We start from the raw sequence: 21,069 nt of genomic DNA on the forward strand, positions 1-21,069 counted from the left end.
GAGCGTCGCGCCGGCCGGTCGCAGCGGCCGGTCCCCGCGCTCACCGCACCCGGATCTCGTCGCAGAAGATCCACGACGGCTTTCCCGCGCTCGGATGCCAGGCCGACAGCGGCCCGGGATTGGTCGCCCGCACCCGGATCCACCGTGCAGCGGCTCCGGCCGGCAGCGTCACCGTCAGCCTATAAAGGAAAGGGTCCATGCGCTGCGGGCTCTGGTCGCTCGCGGCCGTGCCGGCCGGCCGCCAGGTGGCTCCGTCGTCCGAGAGCCAGACCGTGAAGTCGCGCGGCAGCAGGATCCAGGACTCGGTGGTCTGCTGGAACGAGCCCTCCACCGCGGCGACCGCCGTGGCGCGGCCGAGGTCGAGCGTCGCCTCCAGGTCGGCGCCCTGCCAGCCCTGCCACAGGCCGTCGGTGAAGTCGAGCGAGCCGGCGGCCCCGTCGGTGAGGTCGCGCGGCCCGGTGCCGGGGTAGCGGGGGCTCGGCGGCGTCGCGAGGGTGTACGGCCGGCCGCGCGCCAGGCTCGGGGCCAGGGTGATCGTGCGCCCGTCGCCCAGCGCCCCGCCACGGTAGAAGCCCTGGAAGCGCGCGGTGCCGGCGGAGTCGAGCGGCGCCGAGTCCGCGTAGAGCGGCGAGCCGGGGGCGGGCGCGGTCCCGTCGCGGGTGTAGCGCACCTCGACGCCCGGCACGCCGGCTGCGACCCGCATCGTGAACCGCCCCGTGACGCTGTCGTAGACCGGCGTCATCCGGAGCACGTCGCGGTCCTCGGGACCGAACGCGACGCCGTCGGCACCGAGCCGCGCCTCGGTCGCCGCGAGCCGCTGCCTGAAGTCGGCCAGGTCGCGCGGCCTGCGGGTCCACAGCGCCTCGGCGAAGGCGAGCAGTCGCGGGAACGCCATCAGGTCGAAGTTGGTCTGGGTGATCCGCTCCGACCACAGCGGCGCCTCGCCGCCGAGGATGTGCGCGGCCATCGCGGGCGTGAAGGACGCGGGAGCCGGATCGAACGCGTACACCCGCGCGAGGGTGAGGTCGCCCGGCGAGTGGTCGAGGTAGGTGTACGCTCCGGGCGCGGCGACGACGTCGTGGCCCTGCTGTGCAACGCGGGCGATGGTCGCGGTGTCGCGCCACACCTCGACCACGGCGTCGGGCGGGAGCGGCGCGGAGGTGATCTCGTCCCAGCCCACCAGCCTGCGGCCGTGCGCCGCGAGCCACGCGCCGATCCGCCCGGTGAACCAGCCCTGCAGCGCGTCCTCGTCCTTCAGCCCCTCGGCGCGCATCAGCGCCTGGCAGGCGGCGCACGCCCGCCAGCGGTCCTTCGGCACCTCGTCGCCGCCGACGTGCAGGTAGCGCGACGGGAAGAGCGCCACCACCTGCGACAGCAGGTCGTCGAGGAAGCCGAACGTATTCCCGAGCGGGCAGTACACGTCGGGGAAGACACCCCAGCGGTTGGCGACCGGGATCGAGTCGCCGGTGCACCCGAGCCACGGGTACGAGGCGATGGCCGCCACCGAGTGGCCCGGCATCTCGATCTCCGGGACCACAGTGACGCCGCGGAGCCGCGCGTACTCCACGACCTCGCGTACCTCGCGGCGCGTGTAGAAGCCGCCGTAGCGCGTGCCGTCGGCCTCGGTGCGCCACGCGCCGACCTCGGTCAGCCGCGGCCAGTCCGGAATCTCGAGGCGCCACCCCTGGTCGTCGGTGAGGTGCCAGTGGAGCACGTTGAGCTTGTAGCGCGACGACAGATCCACGAAGCGCTCGACGAACGGCACCGGGAAGAAGTGCCGGCCGGCGTCCAGCAGGCTGCCGCGCCACCGGAAGCGCGGAGCGTCGTGGATGGTGACGGCGGCGATCGTCCGGGCCGGGCCGCCCGCGCGCTCGCCCGCCGGAGCGGACCCGCCGCCGGACCGGGCAGGGAGCAGCTGCCGCAGGGTCTGCACGCCCCACAGCACGCCCTCGGGCCCCGGCGCCGCGATGCGGACGCCCGCCGGCACGACCGTGAGGGTGTACGCCTCGGGTCCGGTCCCCGCCGCCGGGTCGAGGGCGATGGCGACGTCGCCGCGGCGCGGCGTGCGGCGCTCGACCGCGACCGGGAGGCCGGTCTCGTGCGCCAGCACCCGTCGCAGGTAGGCCGCGATCTCGTCGAGGCGGCGGCTGCGCTGAGCGACGACGACGTGGATGCGGGCCGGCAGCGCGAAGGCGCCCGGGCCCGGCGCGATGGTGTCCGGTCGCGGGAGGATCGCCGGGGCGGGAAGCTGCGCGCCCTGGGCGACGGGCACCGGCGCCTGGCAGAGGCCGCGCGCCGGCCCGAGCGCCGCGAGCAGGACCGCGGCGAGGCGGACCAGCGCCCGGCCGCCCGCGGTCAGCGGCCCAGGCGGCGCAGCAGCTCCGCCTCGTCCCACACCGCGACGCCGAGCGTCTTGGCCTTCTCGAGCTTGCTGCCCGGTTCCTCGCCGGCGACGATCGCCGTGGTCTTCTTGGACACGCTCCCCGTGACGGCGCCGCCGGCCTGCTCGATGAGGCGGGTCGCCTCGCCGCGCGAGAGGCCGGGCAGGGTGCCGGTGAGGACGAAGGTCTGCCCGTCGAACACGCCGCCGGCCGCGATCTTCACCGGCTCGTCCATCCTCAGGCCGGCGGCGGCCAGGCGCTCGACCAGCGCGCGATTGCGCTGCTCCCTGAAGAACGCGGCGACCGCGGCGGCGATGGTGGGGCCGATGCCGCGCACCTCGCCGATCTGCTCCCCGGTGGCGGCCATCAGGGCGTCCATCGTGCCGAAGCGGCGCGCCAGCAGGTCGGCGGCGCCGGCGCCCACGTGGCGGATGCCGAGCGCGAACAGCAGCCGCGACAGGGGCTGGCCCTTGGACGCGGCCACGGCCTGCACCAGCTGCGCGGCCGATTTTTCGGCGAAGCCCTCGAGCGGCGTGAGCTGCGTGGCTTCGAGCGCGTACAGGTCCGCGACGTCCTTGATGAGGCCGGCGTCGAGCAGCTGCCGGACCTTCTCGTAGCCGAGGCCGCGGATGTCCATCGCGCCGCGGGAGGCGAAGTGGAAGATGCTCTCGTGCACGCGGCCGGGGCACGAGACGTTGGGGCAGTAGGTCATCACCTCGTCGGCGGGCGCCTCGACCTCGGAGCCGCAGGCGGGGCAGCGCGCGGGCATCGTGAACGGCCGCGGCGCCTCGCCGCGGCGCTCGAGCTCCTCGCGCTTCTCGCGCACCGGGCCCAGGACCTGAGGGATCACCTCGCCGGCCCGCGTCACCTCGACGTAGTCGCCGATGCGGATGTCCTTGGCGGCCACCAGGTCGGCGTTGTGCAGCGTCGCGGTGGAGACGGTGACGCCGCCGATCTCCACCGGCTCGAGCTCGGCGTACGGATTGAGGGCGCCGGTGCGACCCACGTTCACCTTGATGTCCAGCAGCCGCGTCACGGCGACCTCGGGCGCGAACTTGCGCGCGACGGCCCAGCGCGGCTCCCGGTCGCCGATGTTGCCCAGCTCCTCGTGCAGCGCGAGGCGGTCCACCTTGACCACCACGCCGTCGGCCCCGAAGGGGAGCGTGTCCAGCTCCTGCTCCAGCGCCGCGATGGCGTGCCGGGCCTCGGCCAGGTCGGCCACGCGACGGCGGTGGGGCTCGACGCGGAACCCCCACGCCTGGAGCCCGTCCAGCAGCTCCGCCTGGGTCCGGAAGGCGAGCTTCGCTTCCGGCGCGCTGGCAGAGAAGGCGAAGAAGCGGAGCCCCCGCTCCCGGGTGGCGCGCGAATCGAGCTGGCGCAGCCCGCCGGCGGCTGCGTTGCGCGGGTTGGCGAAGGGCGCCTCGAGCGCCGCCTCGCGCTTGTGGTTGAGCACCTCGAAGGTCGCGCGCGGCATGTAGACCTCGCCCCGCACCTCGAGCAGCGCGGGCCAGCCCTGGCCCTGGAGGCGCAGCGGGATGTCGGGGACCGTGCGGAGGTTGGGCGTCACGACCTCGCCGACGAGGCCGTTGCCGCGCGTCGCGCCGACCTCCAGCACGCCGTCCCGGTAGGTCAGGTTCACGGCCGCGCCGTCGATCTTCACCTCGAGGGTGTAGCCGGCCGACACCACGTCGGGGGCGATGCGCGCGTTCCGTTCCTCCCAGGCGGCCAGGTCCTCGTCGCTGAAGGCGTTGGCGAGCGAGAGCATCGGCGCCAGGTGCCGGTGCTTGGCGAGGCTGGTCGCGGGCTCGGCGCCCACGCGCAGCGACGGGGAGTCGGGGGTCTTGACCTCGGGGTGCTCGGCCTCGAGCGCCTGCAGCTCCTGGAACAGCCGGTCGTACTCGGCGTCGGACATCTCCGGCGCGTCGAGCACGTAGTAGGCGTGGATCGCGCGGTGGAGGACGCGCCGCAGCTCGGCGGCCCGCGCGGCGGGATCGGGCATCTAGCCCTTGGCTTCTTCGGCCAGCACCGCCATCGTGACGCCCACCAGCCGCTGCAGCTCGGCGGTGGACGTGTTGGGCAGCAGCTGCTCGAGGGCCGTCCGATCGTGCTGCGCGAAGATCTCCAGCAGCTTCTGCAGGTAGGCCACCAGCGCGACCCGCTCGATGTCGGCGCGGTGGGAGGCCTCCGCGTCGGCCTCGATCCCGCGGGTGCGCTTGATCAGGCTCTCGTAGCGGTGCGCGTTGCGGAGCGCCTTGGCGGTGAGGTCGGCGACGGTCTGGGTGAACTTGATGTCGCCCTCGCTCAGCGGCTCGCCGTCCTTGAAGGTCCGGAGGAAGATGCAGCCGATCGCCGCCTCCCGGTACTTGATCGGCACCACGGTGATCGACCGCACCTTGCGGCGCGTGAGCGCGCCCTTCACGTGCTGCAGGGTCTGATCCGCCGTCGCGTCGGCGATGAACACCGTCTCGCCCGAGTCCATCGCCCGCCGGATCTCCGGGTAGCGCGCCAGGTCCACCACCAGGTTGCGGATGCTGGGGTCCTCGTACGAGGCCACCAGCCGCACGGTGCGGGCGCCGCGGTCGGCGAGGAAGATGCTCGACCGGTCGAGGCCGAACGTCTGGCCCAGCCGCCGGGCGATGGTCTGGAGGATGTCGACGAAGTGCAGCGTCCCGGAGATCTCCGAGAGGATGTCGATGATCGTGATCAGCCGGTCGCGCTCGCGCTCCAGCTCGAGAATGCGGGTGGCGAGCAGGGACGCGGCGTCGGGCGCGGCGCTGGCGGTTGTGGCCATCCCGCAAAGGTGCGGCCCCCATCGGCCACGCGTCAAGCGGAGCGCGGCCTCCGGACGCCGCCGCCGCGGGGGGGCGCGCGCCGGCGGCCGGCGCCGCCCGGGACGCCTTGACGCCGCCCGCCCGCCGCCGAGATTCCATGCATCCCGTCCCCGGAGTGCTCCCCATGCTGCGCCGGCTCGCCGCCGCATCCGCCTGCCTGCTGTTCGCCGCGCCCGCGCTGCGGGCGCAGAGCCTGGTCGACATCTGCCGCCGGGCGATGCACCCGCCGGCCGGTGCCTGGGCCCGTTACCGGCTCGAGGGCGGTCGGGAGAACGGCGCCACCGTGCGGATGGCCATCGTCGGGTCCGAGGCGCACGGGGACACCACGTACCTGTGGGTGGAAATGGCGGCGCACGGCTTCCGGATGGGCGGGCCGCGGAGCGGGGGCGGGGGCGACACGATCACGATGGTCAACAAGATGCTGGTCCCCGGCATCGGGCCGGGGATGGCGGCGCCGCGCGAGGTCGTCATGAAGCTCGGCAGCGGCCCCGCGATGGTGATGCCCATCAGCCAGGCCGGCAGCCGGAGCGCGCCGGGATCGGACGCCCTGCGGGACTGCCGCAACGCCAAGGTGCTCGGATGGGAGAGCGTGACCGTGCCGGCCGGAACCTTCCGGGCGCTGCACGTGCAGAACGAGAACGGCCGCGGCGATTCCTGGGTCGTGCCCGATCTTCCGTTCGCCCTGGTCAGGATGGGCACCGGGCACGGGGCGAACGACTCGACCCAGATGGTGCTGCTGGCGCACGGCTCGGGCGCGAGGTCCGAGATCACCGAGACGCCGCGGCCCTACGACCCGCGGCTGTTCATGCAGATGATGATGCCGCAGGGCGGGCGCCACCAGTAACGCGCCGTCGCCCCGACCGGACACCCACTACGCCGGAGACGATCCATGCTGGGACGAATGCTCGCCGCTCCCGCCGTCCTGCTGTGCCTGGCCGTGCCGCCCGCGCGGGCCCAGGATCTCGCCGACCTGTGCCGCCGGGCGATGCACCCGCCGGTGGGCGCGTGGTCCCAGTTCAGCAACGAGGGCGGGCGGATGCCCGGCAGCTCGATGCGGATCGCCGTCGTCGGGCAGGAGACCCGCGGCGGCACGGCGTATCTGTGGATGGAGTTCGCCATCCACGGGATGTCGATGGGACGGGGTGAAGGCGGGGGCGACACCGTCTCCATGATCAACCGGATGCTGGTCCGGGGCTTCGGGCCCGGCATGGCCGCGCCGGTCGCGACGATCATGAAGTTCGGCAGCGCGCCCGCGATGGAGATGCCGGTGAACGGCCCGGGCATGCAGGCGCCCAGCTCGAACTCCCTCAAGGACTGCACCACGAGCAAGGTCGTGGGCTGGGAGAGCGTGACGGTCCCGGCCGGCACCTTCCGCGCGCTGCACGTGCAGGACGCCGACGGCACGAGCGACACCTGGGTCGCGCCGGACCTGCCGTTCGGCATGGTGAAGACCCTCACCCCCGATTCCGGCCAGTTGGTGCTGGTGGCGCACGGGATGGGCGCGAAGTCCGAGATCACCGAGACGCCGCGGCCCTACGATCAGGCGGTGTTCATGCAGCTGATGCAGCAGATGATGATGCGGCAGCGCTCGCACTAGCGAGCCTCCGGGCCCGCCCCCCGCGCTACGACCGAGCGGGCGGGCCCGCCCCCGCAGCGACCGTCACGGGATCGGCCGCGCCGCGAGGTCCCACGGCTACCGGATCGGCCGCCCCGCCTCGAAGTCGTACAGCGTGAGGCGCCGCAGCCGGTAGTACGCCAGCCAGTAGTCGCGCAGGCCACCGACGTTCTCGACGAGGGCCGCGTCCTTCTCCTGCTGGGCGATGTACAGGTTGTCGATCGTGATCTTCCCGATCACGTAGCGGTTGTACGCCACCTCGAACCGCTTGCCGGCCACGCTGTCGCCCACCGTCAGGAGCGCGACGTTGCGGCGCGCCTGCGCCAGGCCGAGCGCCGCGAACCGCGCGTCGAACGCCAGCTGCTCGAGGGTCGTCGCGTTCTGGTCGGTCACCCGGGCGCGGTCGGCCTCCGCCGCCTTCACGCCCGCGCCGTGCGCGCCCCACTGCCACAGCGGCAGCTGCACGGCCAGCGTGAACTGGCGGGCGTCGGCCAGCTGCTCATAGGCCTGGCGCCAACCGCCCGTGGTCGTCGCGTTGTAGCCGTAGCTCGCCTGGAGGGTCGCGCCGATGCCGTCGGCGAGTTGCGCCTGCGTGACGGAGCGCCGCGCCTGCACGTCCGCGAGCGCCGCGTCGCTCACGGCGGACGCGTTGCGGAGCGCCTCCGCGACCGCGAGGGCCGTGTCGGGCTCGACGTCCGGCACGTCCGGGCTGACGGCCACCTCGAGCGGCCGGTCGGCCGGGAGCCCGAGGCCGAGGCGGAGCTGGGCGATCGCGCGCTCGTACTCCAGCCGCGCCGCGTCCAGCGACGTGCGCGCCCGCAGCAGCGCCAGCTGGCTCTGCAGCAGATCGTTCTCCCCGATCCGGCCCACCTGGAAGCGGCCGGTGTTGAGCCGGTACAGCGTGTCGTTCACGGCGGCGTCGGTGACGGCGTTGTCCAGGTTCTTGCGGGCGGCGTAGGCGGCGAAGAACAGGCCGGTGGTCTGCAGCGCCACGTCCTCCATCGCTTCCCGGTACGCGCGCTCCTGCTCTTCGATCTGCAGGTTCTGCACGCGGTGGTCCCACACCGCGACGTTGGGCCGGAAGATGTCCTGCCGCAGGCCGACGACGAACGGCACGGAGGACCACTGCTGCAGCCCGCTCTGCCCGGTCACCGTGTTCCTGGTCAGGGACGACGACACGAACAGGCTGCCCCCCGTGAGCGGAAGCGTCTGGTCCAGCTGGAGGCTGAGCGCCGTGGTGGTCTGCGCCTCCGGGAGGAACAGGGTCACGGCATGGCCGCTGTCCTGGCTCGGCACCTGGATGATGGAGCGGTTGTAGCTGGGCACCGTGCCGCTCAACGACAGCTGCGGCAGCAGCCGGTCCCGGAACGCGGCGTCGCGGTAGCGTGCGGCCTGGTGCGCGGCGCGCGCGGCGCGGGCCTGGTGGCCGTCCTGCTGCGCCAGGGCGATCGCCTCCTGGAGCGTGATCGGCCCGGGCGCGGCGGGCGGCGCCGGCGGCTGCGGGGGAGCCGGGAGGGGCTGCTGGGCGGTGAGCGGGGCGGCGAAGACGAGCAGGAACGCCAGCGCGGGCAGGATGCGGCGCGTGTCAGTTGCGTTCATGGGGTCACTCGTAACGGAGACAGACGACCGGGTCCTGCTGCGCGGCGCGGTACGCGGGCATGATGCCGAACGCGACGCCGACCGTGATCGAGACGCCGAAGGCGAGCACGACGGAGACCAGGGTCACGATGGACTGGATGCCGGCGAAGCGCCGGATGCCGGCGCTGAGCGCCACGCCCGCGACGATGCCGGCCACCCCGCCCGCGACGCTGATCAGCACCGCCTCGCTGAGGAACTGCAGCAGCACGTCGCGGCGAGTGGCGCCCACGGCGCGCCGCACGCCGATCTCGCGGATCCGCTCGAGCACCGAGGCGAGCATGATGTTCATGATCCCGATCCCGCCCACCAGCAGCGAAATCGAGGCGATGGCGCCGAGCACCACGTTGAAGATGGTCCGGGTCCGCTGCTCCTGGCGGAGCAGCAGCTCCGGGACGGTGATCTCGAAATCCACCAGCGCGTTGTGGCGGCGGGTGAGCATCCGCCGCACCACGTCGGCCACGCCGGGCACCAGCCTCGAGTCCGTGACTCGCACGATGATCCGGTCCAGCTGGTTGTGGTTGAGCCGCTCCTCGCGCTGCTCGGCGCTCTCGGTGTCCGCGCTGTCCGGGGTCGCGCCGCCGTAGCGGGACGCCAGCTCGATGTCACGCTGGGTCACCTCGGCGCGGTTGCGGAAGCGGAGCAGCATGGTGCGCACCGGGAGGTAGACGTCCATGCTCACGTCGCGGACGCCGAGCTGCTGCGTGGTCGCGCTGCTCACCCGCCGGTCGGCGAGCACGCCCACGACGGTCACCCAGATCTGGCCCACCTTGAGCGGCTTGCCGAGCGCGCCCTCGGTGGTGAAGAACCGCGACCGCACGCCGTTGCCGATGATGGCCACCGGCAGGCCCTGCGCCACCTGGAGGGGGCTGAACCACCGGCCGGAGGCGAGCTCGAGGTTGGTGAGGCGGAAATACGCCGTGTCCACGCCGACGACCTTGCCCGAGCGGCTCCGGCCCTCGCGGGTGATCGTGCTGTTCACCACCACCTCCGCCGCGGCGGCCTCGACGGCCGGGATCTCCAGCGGGATCGCCTGGGCGTCGGCGTAGGTGAGGCCCGGCGACCACTTTCTCACCTGTCGCTCGTCCTTCGCCTCGACCGGGCCCTCGTGCTGCTCGACCAGCGGCGTCACCACGACGTTGTTGGAGCCCAGCAGCCGCATCTGCTCCAGGATCTCCCGCTCGGCGCCGGAGCCGATGGCGAGCATGGCGATGACCGAGGCGACGCCGAACAGGATGCCCAGCGAGGTGAGCGCGGCGCGCAGGCGGTTGTGGCCGACGGCCACCACCGCGGTGCGGCCGCTGAAGGCCACGTGGCCGGCGATCTCCCGGCCCAGCCGCGCCAGCGCCGCGCGATCGAGACGCACGGTCAGCGCCGCGGGGCCGTGGCGTCGCGGGCCGGGGCCGGCCGGGCGCGCGCGCTGTCGGTGCGCGCGGGAAGCGGCGCGGCGCCCGCGGGCAGCCGCACCAGCGCGAGCCGCTCCGGGCTCGCGGGCGGCGACAGGAGCACGCGGTCGCCCTGCGCCAGGCCGCGCTCGACCACCGCCGCGTGGTCGTTCATCGGCCCGGTCACGATCTCCTGCCGGACGACCCGGGCGCCCGAGAGGCGGTAGGCGTAGGTCAGGCCGCTGTCGCCGTTGACGGCCTCGAGCGGCACGTGCACCGCGTCGGGCAGCCGCAGCGTCTCGACCGCGTTGCCGGTGGTCATCCCGGGCCGCAGCGTGGTGTCGGACTGCAGCACGGTGACGTGGACCTCGAACACCTTGGCGTCGGTGTTGGGGCGCTGCTCGCCGACGTTGGCCACGCTGGCCACGGTGCCGCTGAGCTTCTTGGTGGGATCGGCGTCGAGCGTGATCGTCACCGGCTGCCCCACGGCGAGCCGCCGCACGTCGATCTCGTTGACGTAGGTGACCGACTCCATGTGCGTCAGGTCCGGCAGCGTCGCGACCCCGGGGTCCCACGCGTTCACCTGCGAGCCGGCCGTGCGCTTCTTGCCGTTCCACTCCTTCACGTAGATGACCATCCCCGGCGACGGGGCGCGGATCGTGAACCCCGCCAGCACGTCCTGCACGATCTGCAGCTGGCTCCGCTGCCGCTCCACGTCGGCGCCGACCTCCCGCATCTTGGCCTGCGCCTGCTCGGTGCGGGTCTGGAGGTCGCTGTGCGCCTGCGCCAGGGCGCGCTCGGCGCGCTCGTAGTCGATCTGGGTCTGGCGCTGGACCGTGGGCGCCTCGTAGACGGCCTGCTCCTTCGCGAGCCGCTTGGCCTCGAGGTCCAGCTCGTCGTTGCGGATCGCCTCCCGCGCCGTCGACAACGTGAGCGTCGAGTCCAGCATCGCCTGCTCCTGCTGCGCCTGCGCCTTCTGGAGGTCCAGGGTCACCTGGGTGAGCCGCGAGGCCAGCGAGGAACGGTCGATCTCCGCGACCACGTCGCCGGGCTTCACCACGGTGCCCTCGGGCACCAGCGAGGAGATGCGCATCTGGTAGGCCTGCGCCTGCATCGCGTTGGCCGGCGCGTTGATCTGCACGAACTCCTTGGCCCGCAGCTCGCCCGACGTGGTGACGGTGACCGTGAACGGGCCGCGCTCCACCGTCGCGACCACCGCGCGGTCGGCGGTCGCCGGCCCGCGCGCCAGCAGCTTCGTGGCCGCGACGGCGACGACCAGGATGGCGGCGCCGATCGCGATCTGACGCCCGCGGGACAGGCCGCGAAGGTACGGGATGATCCGCATCGAGCCTCCACAACCGCGACAAGGCGAACACACGCAAGGGCCGCACCAGCGGTCCTACCTCCCCCCTAGCATACGTCCCGGCGTCAGGGGCCCGTTAGGGTGGCCGGCGGGTCCGGCATTCCCGCGTCGGTGCGCGGCGTCGTGCCTGAGGCGGCTCGCCACGCCTGGTAGGGCCTTACCCGACTTGCGTGGTCGGATTTATCCCTGCAGTGTTCGGCGTGACCCCCGAGGCATCGCGCGCCACCGAGCAGCGGTTGCGCGTCGCCGTGGACTCGTCGCCGAGCGGCCTCCTGATGACGGACGCCCGGGGCGGCATCGTGCTCGTCAACCGCGAGATCGAGCGCCTGTTCGGGTACCCGCGCGAGGAGCTGCTCGGCAAGTCGGTGGATACGCTGGTGCCCGAGCGGTTCCGGCAGGGTCACGGGGGCTTCCGCGGCACGTTCCTGGCCGACCCGAAGGTGCGGGCGATGGGCGCCGGCCGCGACCTGTACGGACTGCGGAAGGACGGCACCGAGGTGCCGGTGGAGATCGGCCTGACGCCGGTCGTGACGGACGAGGGGATGTTCGTCCTCGCGTCCATCGTGGACATCAGCCCACGCAAGAAGGCGGAGGACGAGCGGCACCGGCTGGAGGAGGATCTGCGGCAGGCGCAGAAGCTCGAGGCCGTGGGGACCCTCGCCGGGGGCATCGCGCACGACTTCAACAACATCCTGTTCGGGATCGTGGGCTACGCCGAGCTGATCGGGCGGGCCGGGAGCCCGGCCGACGCGAGGGCGGACCTGGACGAGCTGCTCAAGGCGGCCACGCGCGGCAAGGAGCTGGTCGAGCGGATCATGGTCTTCAGCCGGCGCCAGCCCGCGGAGCGACGCCCGCTGGAGATCGGCGCGACGATCGCCGAGGCCGCGAAGCTGCTGCGCGCGACGCTGCCGGCCTCGATCGAGGTGCGTGTGACCGTCCATCCCGAGGCGCCGTGGGTGCTGGGCGACGCGACCTCGATTCACCAGATCCTGATGAACCTCGGCACCAACTCGGCGCACGCGATGCCGCACGGTGGCCTGCTCGACATCCTCGTGGAGCCGCGCTACGTGCGCGACAGCGTCGTGCGCAGGCACCCGGGGCTGCACGAGGGGCCGTACGTGGTGCTGGTGGTGCGGGACACCGGAGGCGGGATGGATGCCGGCGTCCGCAGCCGCGCGTTCGAGCCCTTCTTCACCACCAAGCCGAAGGGCTCGGGCACGGGCCTCGGCCTCTCGATGGTGCACACCATCGTGGAGGCGCACGAGGGCGTGATCGACCTGGCGAGCGAGCCGGGCCGCGGCACGAGCGTGACGTGCTTCTTCCCGGTGCTCCCGGCGTCCGCCGCCGAGGAGCAGCGCGAGGCCGGCGTCGCGCCGCGGGGCCACGGCGAGCGGGTGCTCCTGGTGGACGACGAGCCGACGCTGGCGCGGATGAACAAGCGCCGGCTCGAGGCGCTGGGCTACGTGGTGGTCGCGGAGACCGACCCCGAGCGCGCGCTGGAGACCTTCCGGTCGCGGCCGGCGGAGCACGACGTGGTGATCACGGACTACCTGATGCCCCGGCTCGCGGGCCTCGACCTCGCCCGCGAAGTGCACAACCTGCGGCCGGACGTGCCGATCGTCCTCCTGACGGGTTTCATGGAGGAGCTGCCCGACGAGACGATCAAGGCCGCCGGGATCCGCCGGCTGGTGAACAAGCCGGCCACGATGCTCGAGCTTGGCCAAGCCGTCCACGCCGTGACGAAAGGCGCGCAGGCCGCGCACAGCTGACCGTTCCGCACCTCGCGGGCCAACGCCTTGCCGGGCCCGCCCTCCCGGTGCACCGTATTGGCATGTCCGCCGCAGGTCCCTCGGTCTCGTGCCCCAGGTGCGGGGCGACCATCATCCTGTCGTCTCCGGTGAGGCGCTCGAGCGTGCCGGAGCCGCAGGCCACCGAGCACTTCCGCGGCATGGTGGGGGGCGGTCAGGGGATCGACACCATCGTGCAGAGCGTGTGCCAGCGGTGCGGGTGCCGCTGGATCCCGCGCACGACGGAGGAGCGCCGCATGCGGGCGCTGTCGGGCCAGCTGGGCACCGAGGCGATGCGCGTGGCGCAGGCGCAGGAGGTCGCCGCGAGCGCGAAGGCGACGCGCAGGCGCACCATCATGCCCGGGAAGGTGCCCACGCGCACCTGGGTGATCGCCTTCGTGATGATCGTGGTCATTCTGCTGGCGCTGTTCACCTAGGCGGCGGGAAGGGCGTTCCTCACCGGCTCAGCAGGTCCACGTAGGCCTCCGCCACCAGTGACGCTGCGCCGATCGCCAGCCGCTCCATCAGCGCCCGGGCCTCGGCAGCGCCGGCCTCCACCGGCTCGCCGGCGGCGAGCTGCACCTCCAGCTCCAGGAAGTGCCCCAGTCCGGCCACCTCGTCCAGGTGCACGCGCGTGCGCCCGACGTGGTAGACGAGGCGGCGCTTGACGACCTGGCCGCACGGGCCGAGCGCCCGCGCGAGCAGCTCCCGCAGCGCGGGTCCGTCCGCGAGCCGCACGACTTCGTAGGCCGACTCCGCCGGCTCGGGCGTGTCCGGGCGCTCGTACCAGATCAGCTCCGCGGCCGCGCCCGCGACCTCGCGCAGCTTCAGTCGGCCGCGGGGCACCCGGAAGAACGTGTCGGTCTGCGCCAGCGACGCCGCGGGACCGTCCGCGGCGGCGGCCACCAGCCGGCGAGTCCGGGCCGGGTCCGCGACGCGGGCCTTGATCTCGACGTTGCGTGCCACGCGCCCTCCGTGCCGGCGGCCGGCCTCAGTCCCACACCATCGCGCCGAGCTTCATCACGGTGTTCCAGTTGCGGCCGGTGCCGCGCGTCCCGAGGCCCTTCTCGATGCGCGCGACGGTGAGGCGCGAGGGGCCGATGCCGTCGGGGTAGACGACGTACGCCTGCTGGCCCGCGGTCCGCACCAGCTCCCGGCCCGTGATCGTCTCCTGCAGGGCCCGCGCGCGGGCCGGGCCCGGCGCGTCCTTGAGGCACATCACCACCAGGTGAGCCGGGTCCCGCTCGGCCGCCTCGCGGAACGGGTTCCTCGCGACCACGGACCGCCACTCGTCCGCCGTGCGCACGAAGAAGTCGGTCTCGATCCCGAGGCGCTTCGACACCTCGGCCTCGAGCCGGCGCTCGAGCGCCGCGGCCGACCCCGCGCCGGCGCGGAACACCAGGTTGCCGCTCTGGAGCAGGGATCGCACGTCGTCGAAGCCCAGCGTGGCGAGCAGCTCGCGCAGGTCGGCCATCGCCACCCGACCGTGGCCGCCGAGGTTGACCGCGCGGAGCAGGGCGATGCAGGTGGTCACGGAATCATCCGCCCGAGGCGCAGCTGCCGACCGGGAACGGGTGGAACGTGCGCCAGCCGCCCGCCATCAGCGCGGCGCCGAGTACCCGCCGGGCACGCCCCGGGGCGAGAGCACGACTTGCCACAGCTGGTTCTTCCGCGCACGGAACCCGCCCGCACTCGAGAGCAGGAAGTAGCGCCACATCCGGCGGAACCGCTCGCCGTACCGGCTGGAGATCTCGGGCCAGTGCTGCTGGAAGTTGCGGTGCCACTGCATCAGGGTCCGGTCGTAGTCCGGACCGAAGCCGTGCCAGTCCTCCAGCACGAACCGCCCCTCGATCGCCGCGGCGATCTGCCGCGCGGACGGGAGCATCGAGTTCGGGAAGATGTAGCGCTGGGTCCAGGGATCCGTCGCCGTCTGGGAGCGGTTGCCGCCGATGGTGTGGAGCAGGAACAGGCCGTCGCGCGCGAGCAGGCCGCGCACGACCCGCATGAAGGTGCCGTAGTTCTTCCGCCCGACGTGCTCGAACATGCCGATCGACAGCACGCGGTCGAACCTCCCGCCCAGCGTGCGGTAGTCCTGGAGGCGGATCTCGACCGGCAGTCCCTCGCACAGTCCGCGGGCGAACCTGGCCTGCTCCTCCGACACCGTGATCCCCACCACCGAGACCCCGTACCGCTCCGCCGCGAACCGCGCGGTGCCGCCCCAGCCGCAGCCGATGTCGAGCACGCGCATCCCCGGCCGCAGCCCGAGCTTGCGGCACACCAGGTCCAGTTTGGCCTCCTGGGCGTCGTCCAGCGTGCCGGCATGCTTCCAGTACGCGCAGCTGTAGATCATCCGCCGGTCGAGCATCCGGCGGAACAGGTCGTTGCCGAGATCGTAGTGGTGCCGGCCGATCCGGAAGGCGCGGCCCGGCCGCTGGAGGTTGACCAGCCGGGCCCACAACGCGCCGGCCGCGTCCCGCCACGGCCGGACCCGCCGATCCAGCTCGGCCCCGAGCACCCGGGTGAAGAACTCGTCGAGCCGCTCGCAGTCCCACCAGCCGTCCATGTAGGACTCGCCCAGCCCGAGCGAACCGCCGGTCACGACGCGGGCGAACAGCCGAGGATCGTGGACCCGGACGTCCCAGGGCCGGTCGCCGTCGATCGCGACGTCGGCCAGCTCGAGCAGCCGTTCGACCGTCCTGCGGATCGTCGTGCCCGGCATGGCCCCTCCCGCAGAGATCCGCGTCAACGATAGGCGCCGCGCCGCCCGTCGGCCAGACTCACCGGGCGGGCCGTCATTGCTTGCGTGGGGGCGCGGCGGTCCGCATACTGTCGAGCAGAGAGGAGGCTTGTCCCATGCGCTCGCTCGTCAGACCCGCCGCCCTGATCCGGGCCGCCGCCCTCATCGCGCTGGCCGCCGCCTGCGCACCGCGTCATCCGTCGGGCCAGGCCGCGCCCCTGCCGAACCGCGAGGTGCTCACCAGCGGGGACCTGAGCGGCAAGGGCTTCAGCACCGTCCTGGAGGCGCTGCAGGCGCTCCGGCCCCAGTGGCTCCAGGGGCGAGGGCCCGACAGCTTCTCCACGCCGTCCGAGGTCCGCGTCTTCCTCGACAGCAACGAGCTCGGCGGGGTGGACGCACTGAGCGTGGTGCAGCTGGCGAGCGTGGTGTACATCCGCCACTACGACGGCGTGGCGGCCAGTGCCAGGTGGGGCATCGGCCACAGCCAGGGCGTCATCTACATCGCGACCCATCCGGACGACCACCCGATCTGACCTGAGCGCCCCCCCCGGCGACGGCGACGAGCCGCCCGGGGGGGGCACCAGGTCACGGCTGCAGCCGATAGGCGTACAGTCCCAGCATGGTCCCGACGAACCCGCCGGCCACCTTGCTGCTCAGGATGGTCCCGTCCACGTCCCCTTTCAATAGTATCCAGTCGCCCGGGCGGTAGGCGTAGGAGAAGTCGTAGCTCCCCCCGCGCGCGCGAATTCTCAGGTACAGCGTCGAATCCGGCGGGCCCTCGAGCGGGGCCAGCGCGATGACGGTCGTGGCGGCCGAGTCGCGCGGGCCGCTCCGCTGCTGCAGCTCGACGACGGGTTGCCCGCCCTCCATCGCGACGCCCAGGAAGAAGAACGCGTCGCTCCCCTGGAACGCGACCATCCCGGCGCGGTCTCCCGCCGCCAGCGGCCGGTAGCGCATCGCGGTCGTGGCCGTGGCCCAGGCGTGCTGCTGGCGGCGGCCGACGAACGCAGGCTGCCCCGGGCCTTCGAGCGGGACGGATCGCGCGCGGAGCGTGAGCCATCCCGGGTGCGAGATCAGGTCGGCGAACGGCTCCCGCACGGTGCGCAGGAAGCTCCACTCGGGGGAGAGCTGGGGCGCGTCGAAGTCGTCACGCGCCGTGAAGTTGCCGGTCAGCGGCGGGTACGGGTGCCGCTCCGGCGAGAGCTTCGGCGCGCGCACGACGTAGGGCACGCTCGCCGTGTCGGTGAGGATGACCGGCCAGCCGTCGCGCCACGTGACCGGCAGCAGGAACGTCTCGCGCCCGGTGTTGAACGTGTAGTCCTCGTAGGGGCGCGTGCCGAGGAAGACCGCCCACCACTCGCCGTTCTCCGTCTCGACGAAGTCGGCGTGGCCGGTGGCCCAGACGGGGAACGGCCGCGTGGGATCGAGGTGCCGCTGGGTCAGGATCGGCTCGACGGGACCCGGGGCGTACGGTCCGAACACGGCGCGGCTGCGAAAGACCACCTCCGAGTGCTGCTCGGCCGTGCCGCCCTCGGCGCAGATCAGGTAGTACCAGCCGTCCTTCTTGAAGACGTGCGGCGCTTCGATCCAGATCGGGTGCCGCGCGATGTCGACGCCGCCGTTCACGATCATCCGGCGGGGGCCGACCAGCCGCTGCGCGGTGGTGTCGAGCTCCTGGATCCAGATGGCGCGGTGCCCCTGGCCGTAGAGCTGCGGGCCCTCCGGCAGGCCGTTGTTGACGATGTAGACCTTGCCGTCGTCGTCGAAGAACAGCGAGGGGTCGATGCCGTCGAAATGCAGCCACACCGGGTCGGACCACGGACCCCGGGGGTCGGTCGCCGTGACGAGGAAGTTGCCGCCGCGGTCCACCAGTGTCGTGATCATCCACATCCGGCCCGGCCGGCAGCTCAGGCTGGGAGCGAAGATGCCGCGCGAGATGCCCGCGCTGTCGAGGTCGAGCTGCGACGGCCGGTCGAGGATGGAACGGATCTGGTGCCAGTGCACGAGGTCGCGGCTGGTGAACAACGGCACGCCCGGGTAGTACGCGAAGCTCGAATTCGCGAGGTAGTAGTCGGCGCCCTGGCGGCAGATCGTGGGATCGGGGTAGAAGCCGGCCAGGATCGGGTTCAGGTACTCGCCGTGCGTGGCGTGCGCGACGCGGTAGATCGAGTCGTCACCGCTGTACTCGAACCAGTCGAACCGGGCTTCGGCGCCGGGGGCGAGCGTCTGCGCGGCGAGCGGGCCGGGGCCGGCCGCGATGAGCGCGACGGCGAACGCGCATGACGCGAGGCGTGGGTGCATGGTTTCTCCGGGAGTGGCCGGGTGCCGGGTGCCGGCGCCGGTCCTAGTTCGGGCCGCAGCTCTCGGGTGGGCCGAGGTAGCTGGCCCCGAGGCGGCCGTGATCCACGACCAGGCGCTGGAGCACGACGCCGGGGTCCACCAGCCAGTAGCGCAGGACGTGGTCGCCGGCCGCGACGCGATGGCGCGTCGCCGATTCGATGGCGTTGTCGCTGACCCGCCGCTCCCAGGTGCGCAGCGTGGTGTCGGCGGCGAGGTCCACGACCTGCGGCGGGTCGTCGTCGAACGAGACCGCGTACCGGAGGCCGGTGGCGCGGAAGTCGAGGGTGGGTGAGAAGGTCGCCCGGACCAGGACGTCGCCGCCTGCGAACAGGTGGAGCGGGTACTCGAGGCGCGGGGCGTCGCCGCCAGGCGTCTGGCGCGGGGCGGTGACCGGGAACGCGGTGATCCCGGAGAGCGTCCGCCCCAGGCCCGGGATGCGCACCCACCGGATCGGCGCCGCGGCGACGGCGCGGGAGAAGTGCTCGGCCTCGACGGCGACGTAGCCGTCCGTCTCCACGAACCCGCGCGGGCGCGGGCCGGCCGGATGGCGCAGGCGCGCGTGCACCACCACCGGGCGGCCCGCCCCCGTGATCGTGATGGCCGCCTCGCGCGGCTCCCCGACCGGCGCCCGTTGCCAGTCCACGCTCACGTGGAGGCGGCGCTCCTTGTCCACGGTGCCCTCGGCCGGCGCGACCACCAGCCAGGGCGCGTCGGACACGGCCCGGAACGCGAACGGCGTACTGCCGCGATTGAACACCTCGACGTCGAACCGCGGATCGCGGCAGGCGTTCAGCTCCGGCAGCGCCGCCGCCGACGTGTCCGCCGGCCACCACCGGTCCGAGCCGGGGATGGCGACGCCCATCTCGGCCCGGCCGGGAAGGGAGATCCGCTGCACCTCGGGCATGATGTTCCGCGGCGGCTGATCCCAGGTCGTGTAGCCGATGTGGGTCTGGTCCATCATGTGGCGCCACTTGCCGCCGGCCACCGTGTCGTTGTACCAGGTGGTGATCGCGGCATCCACCCCGAACAGGGCTCGCGCCCGCGCGGCCCAGTCGTTGGTCGAGGCGCGGCCCTGCGCCGCGTAGCGCCGGTTCCGGGCCACGGCCTCGTAGAGGCGGTACAGGTTGTCGAGCGCCAGCACCGGGTGCAGCACCAGCTCGTCGAAGGCCGCCCGGCCGGCGGCCGGCAGCTCGCGCCCCACGAACCGGGCCCGGGCCGCGAGGGCCGCGAGCTCCCCGACCACCCGGTCCCACTCGTCATAGTCGTCGAGCGAGAACGTCTCGGGGGCGAGCAGCTCGGGCTTGCGCCGCGCGGCGTAGCGCGCGTCGTCGTCCAGCAGCGCGGCGATCTCGACGGCATGCGCGGCCCCGAACTGCTGCGCCGCCCACCGGCGGGTGTACTCGGGGAGCCGTTCCGCGGGCCAGCGGGCCGGATCCCACGCGTAGTCGAGGAAGAACGAGATCGGCAGCTCCATCGGCTTGAGATCGCCGACGTTCACGATCCAGATGCGGTCGACCCCGTACGCGTACGCGAGATGGAGCTGCTCCCACACCCGCGGGATGGCGTTGGTGTTGATCCACTTGTAGCTGCGGGGCCCGCCCACGTAGTCGAAGTGATAATAGAGGCCGTAGCCGCCCGCCCGCGCCGGCGCGCCGGACGAGACCTGCCGCCCAGCCGGAGACGGCTCTTGCGCCGCCGGCGCCACCGCCGGCCCCGCATCCGCAGCCACCGCGCCGGCCGCCGGCAGCCGGCGCACGTCGCCCCAGTTGTCGTCGGAGAAGAGCAGGGTGACGTCGTCGGGCACGCGCATCCCGCGATCGTAGTAGTCCTGGACCTCCTTGTAGAGGGCCCAGTCCTGCGGCGTCGCGGACGCCGGCCTGCCGGTCACGTCCGCGATGATCGCGCGCTGGTCCGCCACGATCCGCTCGAGCAGGCCGATGTTCGCGCTGTCGCTCATCGGCAGGTCGCCGTCGCCGCGCATCCCGACCGTGACGACGCTCTCGTGCCCGTCCATGGCGCGGATGCCCTGGCGCCAGAAGGCCCGCAGCACCGAGTCGTTGGTCTGGTAGTTCCACGGCCCGGTGCCGTGGCGCTTCCACTCCTGCTGGGCGCGCAGCATCGGCTCGTGGTGCGACGTGCCCATCACGATCCCGTACTCGTCCGCCAGGCGGGGATTGAGCGAGTCGTCCTCGTTGAACGCGTTGCCCCACATCGCCGGCCAGAGGTAGTTGCCCTTCAGACGCAGGATCAGCTCGAACACCTTCTCGTAGAACCGGTGGTCGAGGCCGCCGAACGTGGCCTGCGCCCAGCCGGTGAGCGCGGGCGCCTCGTCGTTGAGGAAGATGCCGCGGTACTTCACGGCCGGCGGGCCCTCCGTCCACCGGCCCGGGAGCACGTAGAGCGCGGGGTGGTGCGCGGGCGGCACGTCGGCCCACCAGTACCAGGGGGAGACGCCGATCCGGGCCGACAGGTCGTAGACCCCGTAGATCGTGCCGCGCTTGTCGCTGCCGGCGATGACCAGCGCGCGGGTGACGCCCGGCCGCGGCCGCTCGACGACCTGCAGCAGCGACGCCTCCCAGCGGCCCGCCACCCCGGCCGTATCGAGCTTGCCCTCGCGCACCAGGCTGTCCACCAGCCCGCCGCGGCCGAGCGTGCCGACGACGACGATCTCGCCGGCGCCGGTGAGCGTGTCGACGACGCCGGGCGCCGCATGCGCCGTCACCCGGCCGACGTCACGGGCGAGGTCGCGCACCGCCCGGATCACGCCGGGCCAGTCGCCACGGCCGACGAGCAGGGGAGCCGGCCGGCCTCCGGCCGAGAGCGTGAACCGCCCCGGCCCGGGGCCCAGCGCGACGTAGGACGTGGAGTCGCCGGGCGCGGTCTGCGCCGCCGCCGGCGCGGCGAGGAGTGCGGCCAGGAGCGCCAGCGCCGGGAGGGCGGCGGCGCCGGTGCGCGACGGGGTCGGGTCGGTCACGCCGCCCTCCGGGCGGGTCGA

Annotated in this window: 16 protein-coding genes; 5 read left to right on the forward strand and 11 right to left on the reverse strand. The window is 73.2% G+C overall.

The window, feature by feature from the left end; genetic code table 11:
• Positions 1-40: 40 nt before the first annotated feature.
• Genes VMF70_07610 through VMF70_07620 form a run of 3 tightly spaced genes read right to left on the reverse strand, consistent with a single transcriptional unit; the run spans position 41 to position 5,172 of the window.
• On the reverse strand, positions 41-2,395 hold the full coding sequence (locus VMF70_07610) for a family 20 glycosylhydrolase (GenBank protein ID HTT67877.1): 2,355 nt from the start codon (positions 2,393-2,395) through the stop codon (positions 41-43).
• Positions 2,356-4,380 (reverse strand): NAD-dependent DNA ligase LigA, encoded by a 2,025-nt coding sequence (gene ligA, locus VMF70_07615; GenBank protein HTT67878.1) that lies wholly within the window; start codon positions 4,378-4,380, stop codon positions 2,356-2,358. Before ligA ends, VMF70_07610 begins: the two co-directional genes overlap by 40 nt.
• Positions 4,381-5,172 carry a GAF domain-containing protein gene (locus VMF70_07620; protein ID HTT67879.1) on the reverse strand — a complete coding sequence of 264 codons (792 nt, stop codon included), beginning with the start codon at positions 5,170-5,172 and terminating at the stop codon, positions 4,381-4,383.
• A 164-nt stretch (positions 5,173-5,336) separates the two neighbouring features.
• Between VMF70_07620 and VMF70_07625 the strand changes: the two genes are divergently transcribed.
• Positions 5,337-6,056 carry a hypothetical protein gene (locus tag VMF70_07625; protein ID HTT67880.1) on the forward strand — a complete coding sequence of 240 codons (720 nt, stop codon included), beginning with the start codon at positions 5,337-5,339 and terminating at the stop codon, positions 6,054-6,056.
• A gap of 45 nt (positions 6,057-6,101) precedes the next feature.
• Positions 6,102-6,809: a hypothetical protein gene (locus VMF70_07630; GenBank protein HTT67881.1), complete on the forward strand. Its 708-nt coding sequence runs from the start codon at positions 6,102-6,104 to the stop codon at positions 6,807-6,809.
• A 96-nt stretch (positions 6,810-6,905) separates the two neighbouring features.
• Here VMF70_07630 and VMF70_07635 read toward each other — a convergent pair whose 3' ends face one another.
• The 3 genes from VMF70_07635 to VMF70_07645 are packed head-to-tail and all read right to left on the reverse strand — an operon-like array spanning position 6,906 to position 11,192.
• Positions 6,906-8,426 carry a TolC family protein gene (locus VMF70_07635; GenBank protein HTT67882.1) on the reverse strand — a complete coding sequence of 507 codons (1,521 nt, stop codon included), beginning with the start codon at positions 8,424-8,426 and terminating at the stop codon, positions 6,906-6,908.
• Between the two features lie 4 nt (positions 8,427-8,430).
• Positions 8,431-9,828 (reverse strand): ABC transporter permease, encoded by a 1,398-nt coding sequence (locus tag VMF70_07640; protein ID HTT67883.1) that lies wholly within the window; start codon positions 9,826-9,828, stop codon positions 8,431-8,433.
• 2 nt (positions 9,829-9,830) lie between these two features.
• The gene (locus VMF70_07645) at positions 9,831-11,192 is read right to left on the reverse strand and encodes an efflux RND transporter periplasmic adaptor subunit (GenBank protein HTT67884.1); all 1,362 of its coding nucleotides are present in this window, start codon (positions 11,190-11,192) and stop codon (positions 9,831-9,833) included.
• Between the two features lie 209 nt (positions 11,193-11,401).
• Here VMF70_07645 and VMF70_07650 point away from each other — a divergent pair, with 209 nt between their 5' ends.
• Positions 11,402-12,979 (forward strand): PAS domain S-box protein, encoded by a 1,578-nt coding sequence (locus tag VMF70_07650; protein HTT67885.1) that lies wholly within the window; start codon positions 11,402-11,404, stop codon positions 12,977-12,979.
• 143 nt (positions 12,980-13,122) lie between these two features.
• Positions 13,123-13,434 (forward strand): hypothetical protein, encoded by a 312-nt coding sequence (locus VMF70_07655; protein HTT67886.1) that lies wholly within the window; start codon positions 13,123-13,125, stop codon positions 13,432-13,434.
• 19 nt (positions 13,435-13,453) lie between these two features.
• Here the strand turns inward: VMF70_07655 and VMF70_07660 are convergent, their stop codons facing one another.
• The 3 genes from VMF70_07660 to cfa form a co-directional block, all read right to left on the reverse strand.
• On the reverse strand, positions 13,454-13,963 hold the full coding sequence (locus tag VMF70_07660; GenBank protein ID HTT67887.1) for a class IV adenylate cyclase: 510 nt from the start codon (positions 13,961-13,963) through the stop codon (positions 13,454-13,456).
• Between the two features lie 25 nt (positions 13,964-13,988).
• Positions 13,989-14,531, reverse strand: a complete 543-nt coding sequence (locus tag VMF70_07665) for a DUF1697 domain-containing protein (protein ID HTT67888.1) — start codon at positions 14,529-14,531, stop codon at positions 13,989-13,991.
• Positions 14,532-14,597: 66 nt separating this feature from the next.
• Entirely contained in the window at positions 14,598-15,716 is a 1,119-nt protein-coding gene (cfa, locus tag VMF70_07670) for a cyclopropane fatty acyl phospholipid synthase (protein ID HTT67889.1), read from the reverse strand.
• Positions 15,717-15,850: 134 nt separating this feature from the next.
• Here cfa and VMF70_07675 point away from each other — a divergent pair, with 134 nt between their 5' ends.
• Entirely contained in the window at positions 15,851-16,267 is a 417-nt protein-coding gene (locus tag VMF70_07675) for a hypothetical protein (GenBank protein HTT67890.1), read from the forward strand.
• 52 nt (positions 16,268-16,319) lie between these two features.
• Here the strand turns inward: VMF70_07675 and VMF70_07680 are convergent, their stop codons facing one another.
• Positions 16,320-18,035, reverse strand: a complete 1,716-nt coding sequence (locus VMF70_07680) for a glycoside hydrolase family 43 protein (protein HTT67891.1) — start codon at positions 18,033-18,035, stop codon at positions 16,320-16,322.
• Positions 18,036-18,078: 43 nt separating this feature from the next.
• On the reverse strand, positions 18,079-21,048 hold the full coding sequence (locus VMF70_07685) for a glycosyl hydrolase 115 family protein (GenBank protein HTT67892.1): 2,970 nt from the start codon (positions 21,046-21,048) through the stop codon (positions 18,079-18,081).
• Positions 21,049-21,069 lie beyond the last annotated feature (21 nt).

The sequence above is a fragment of the Gemmatimonadales bacterium genome, assembly GCA_035502185.1.
In the GTDB taxonomy this organism is placed as follows: Bacteria; Gemmatimonadota; Gemmatimonadetes; order Gemmatimonadales; family JACORV01; genus Fen-1245.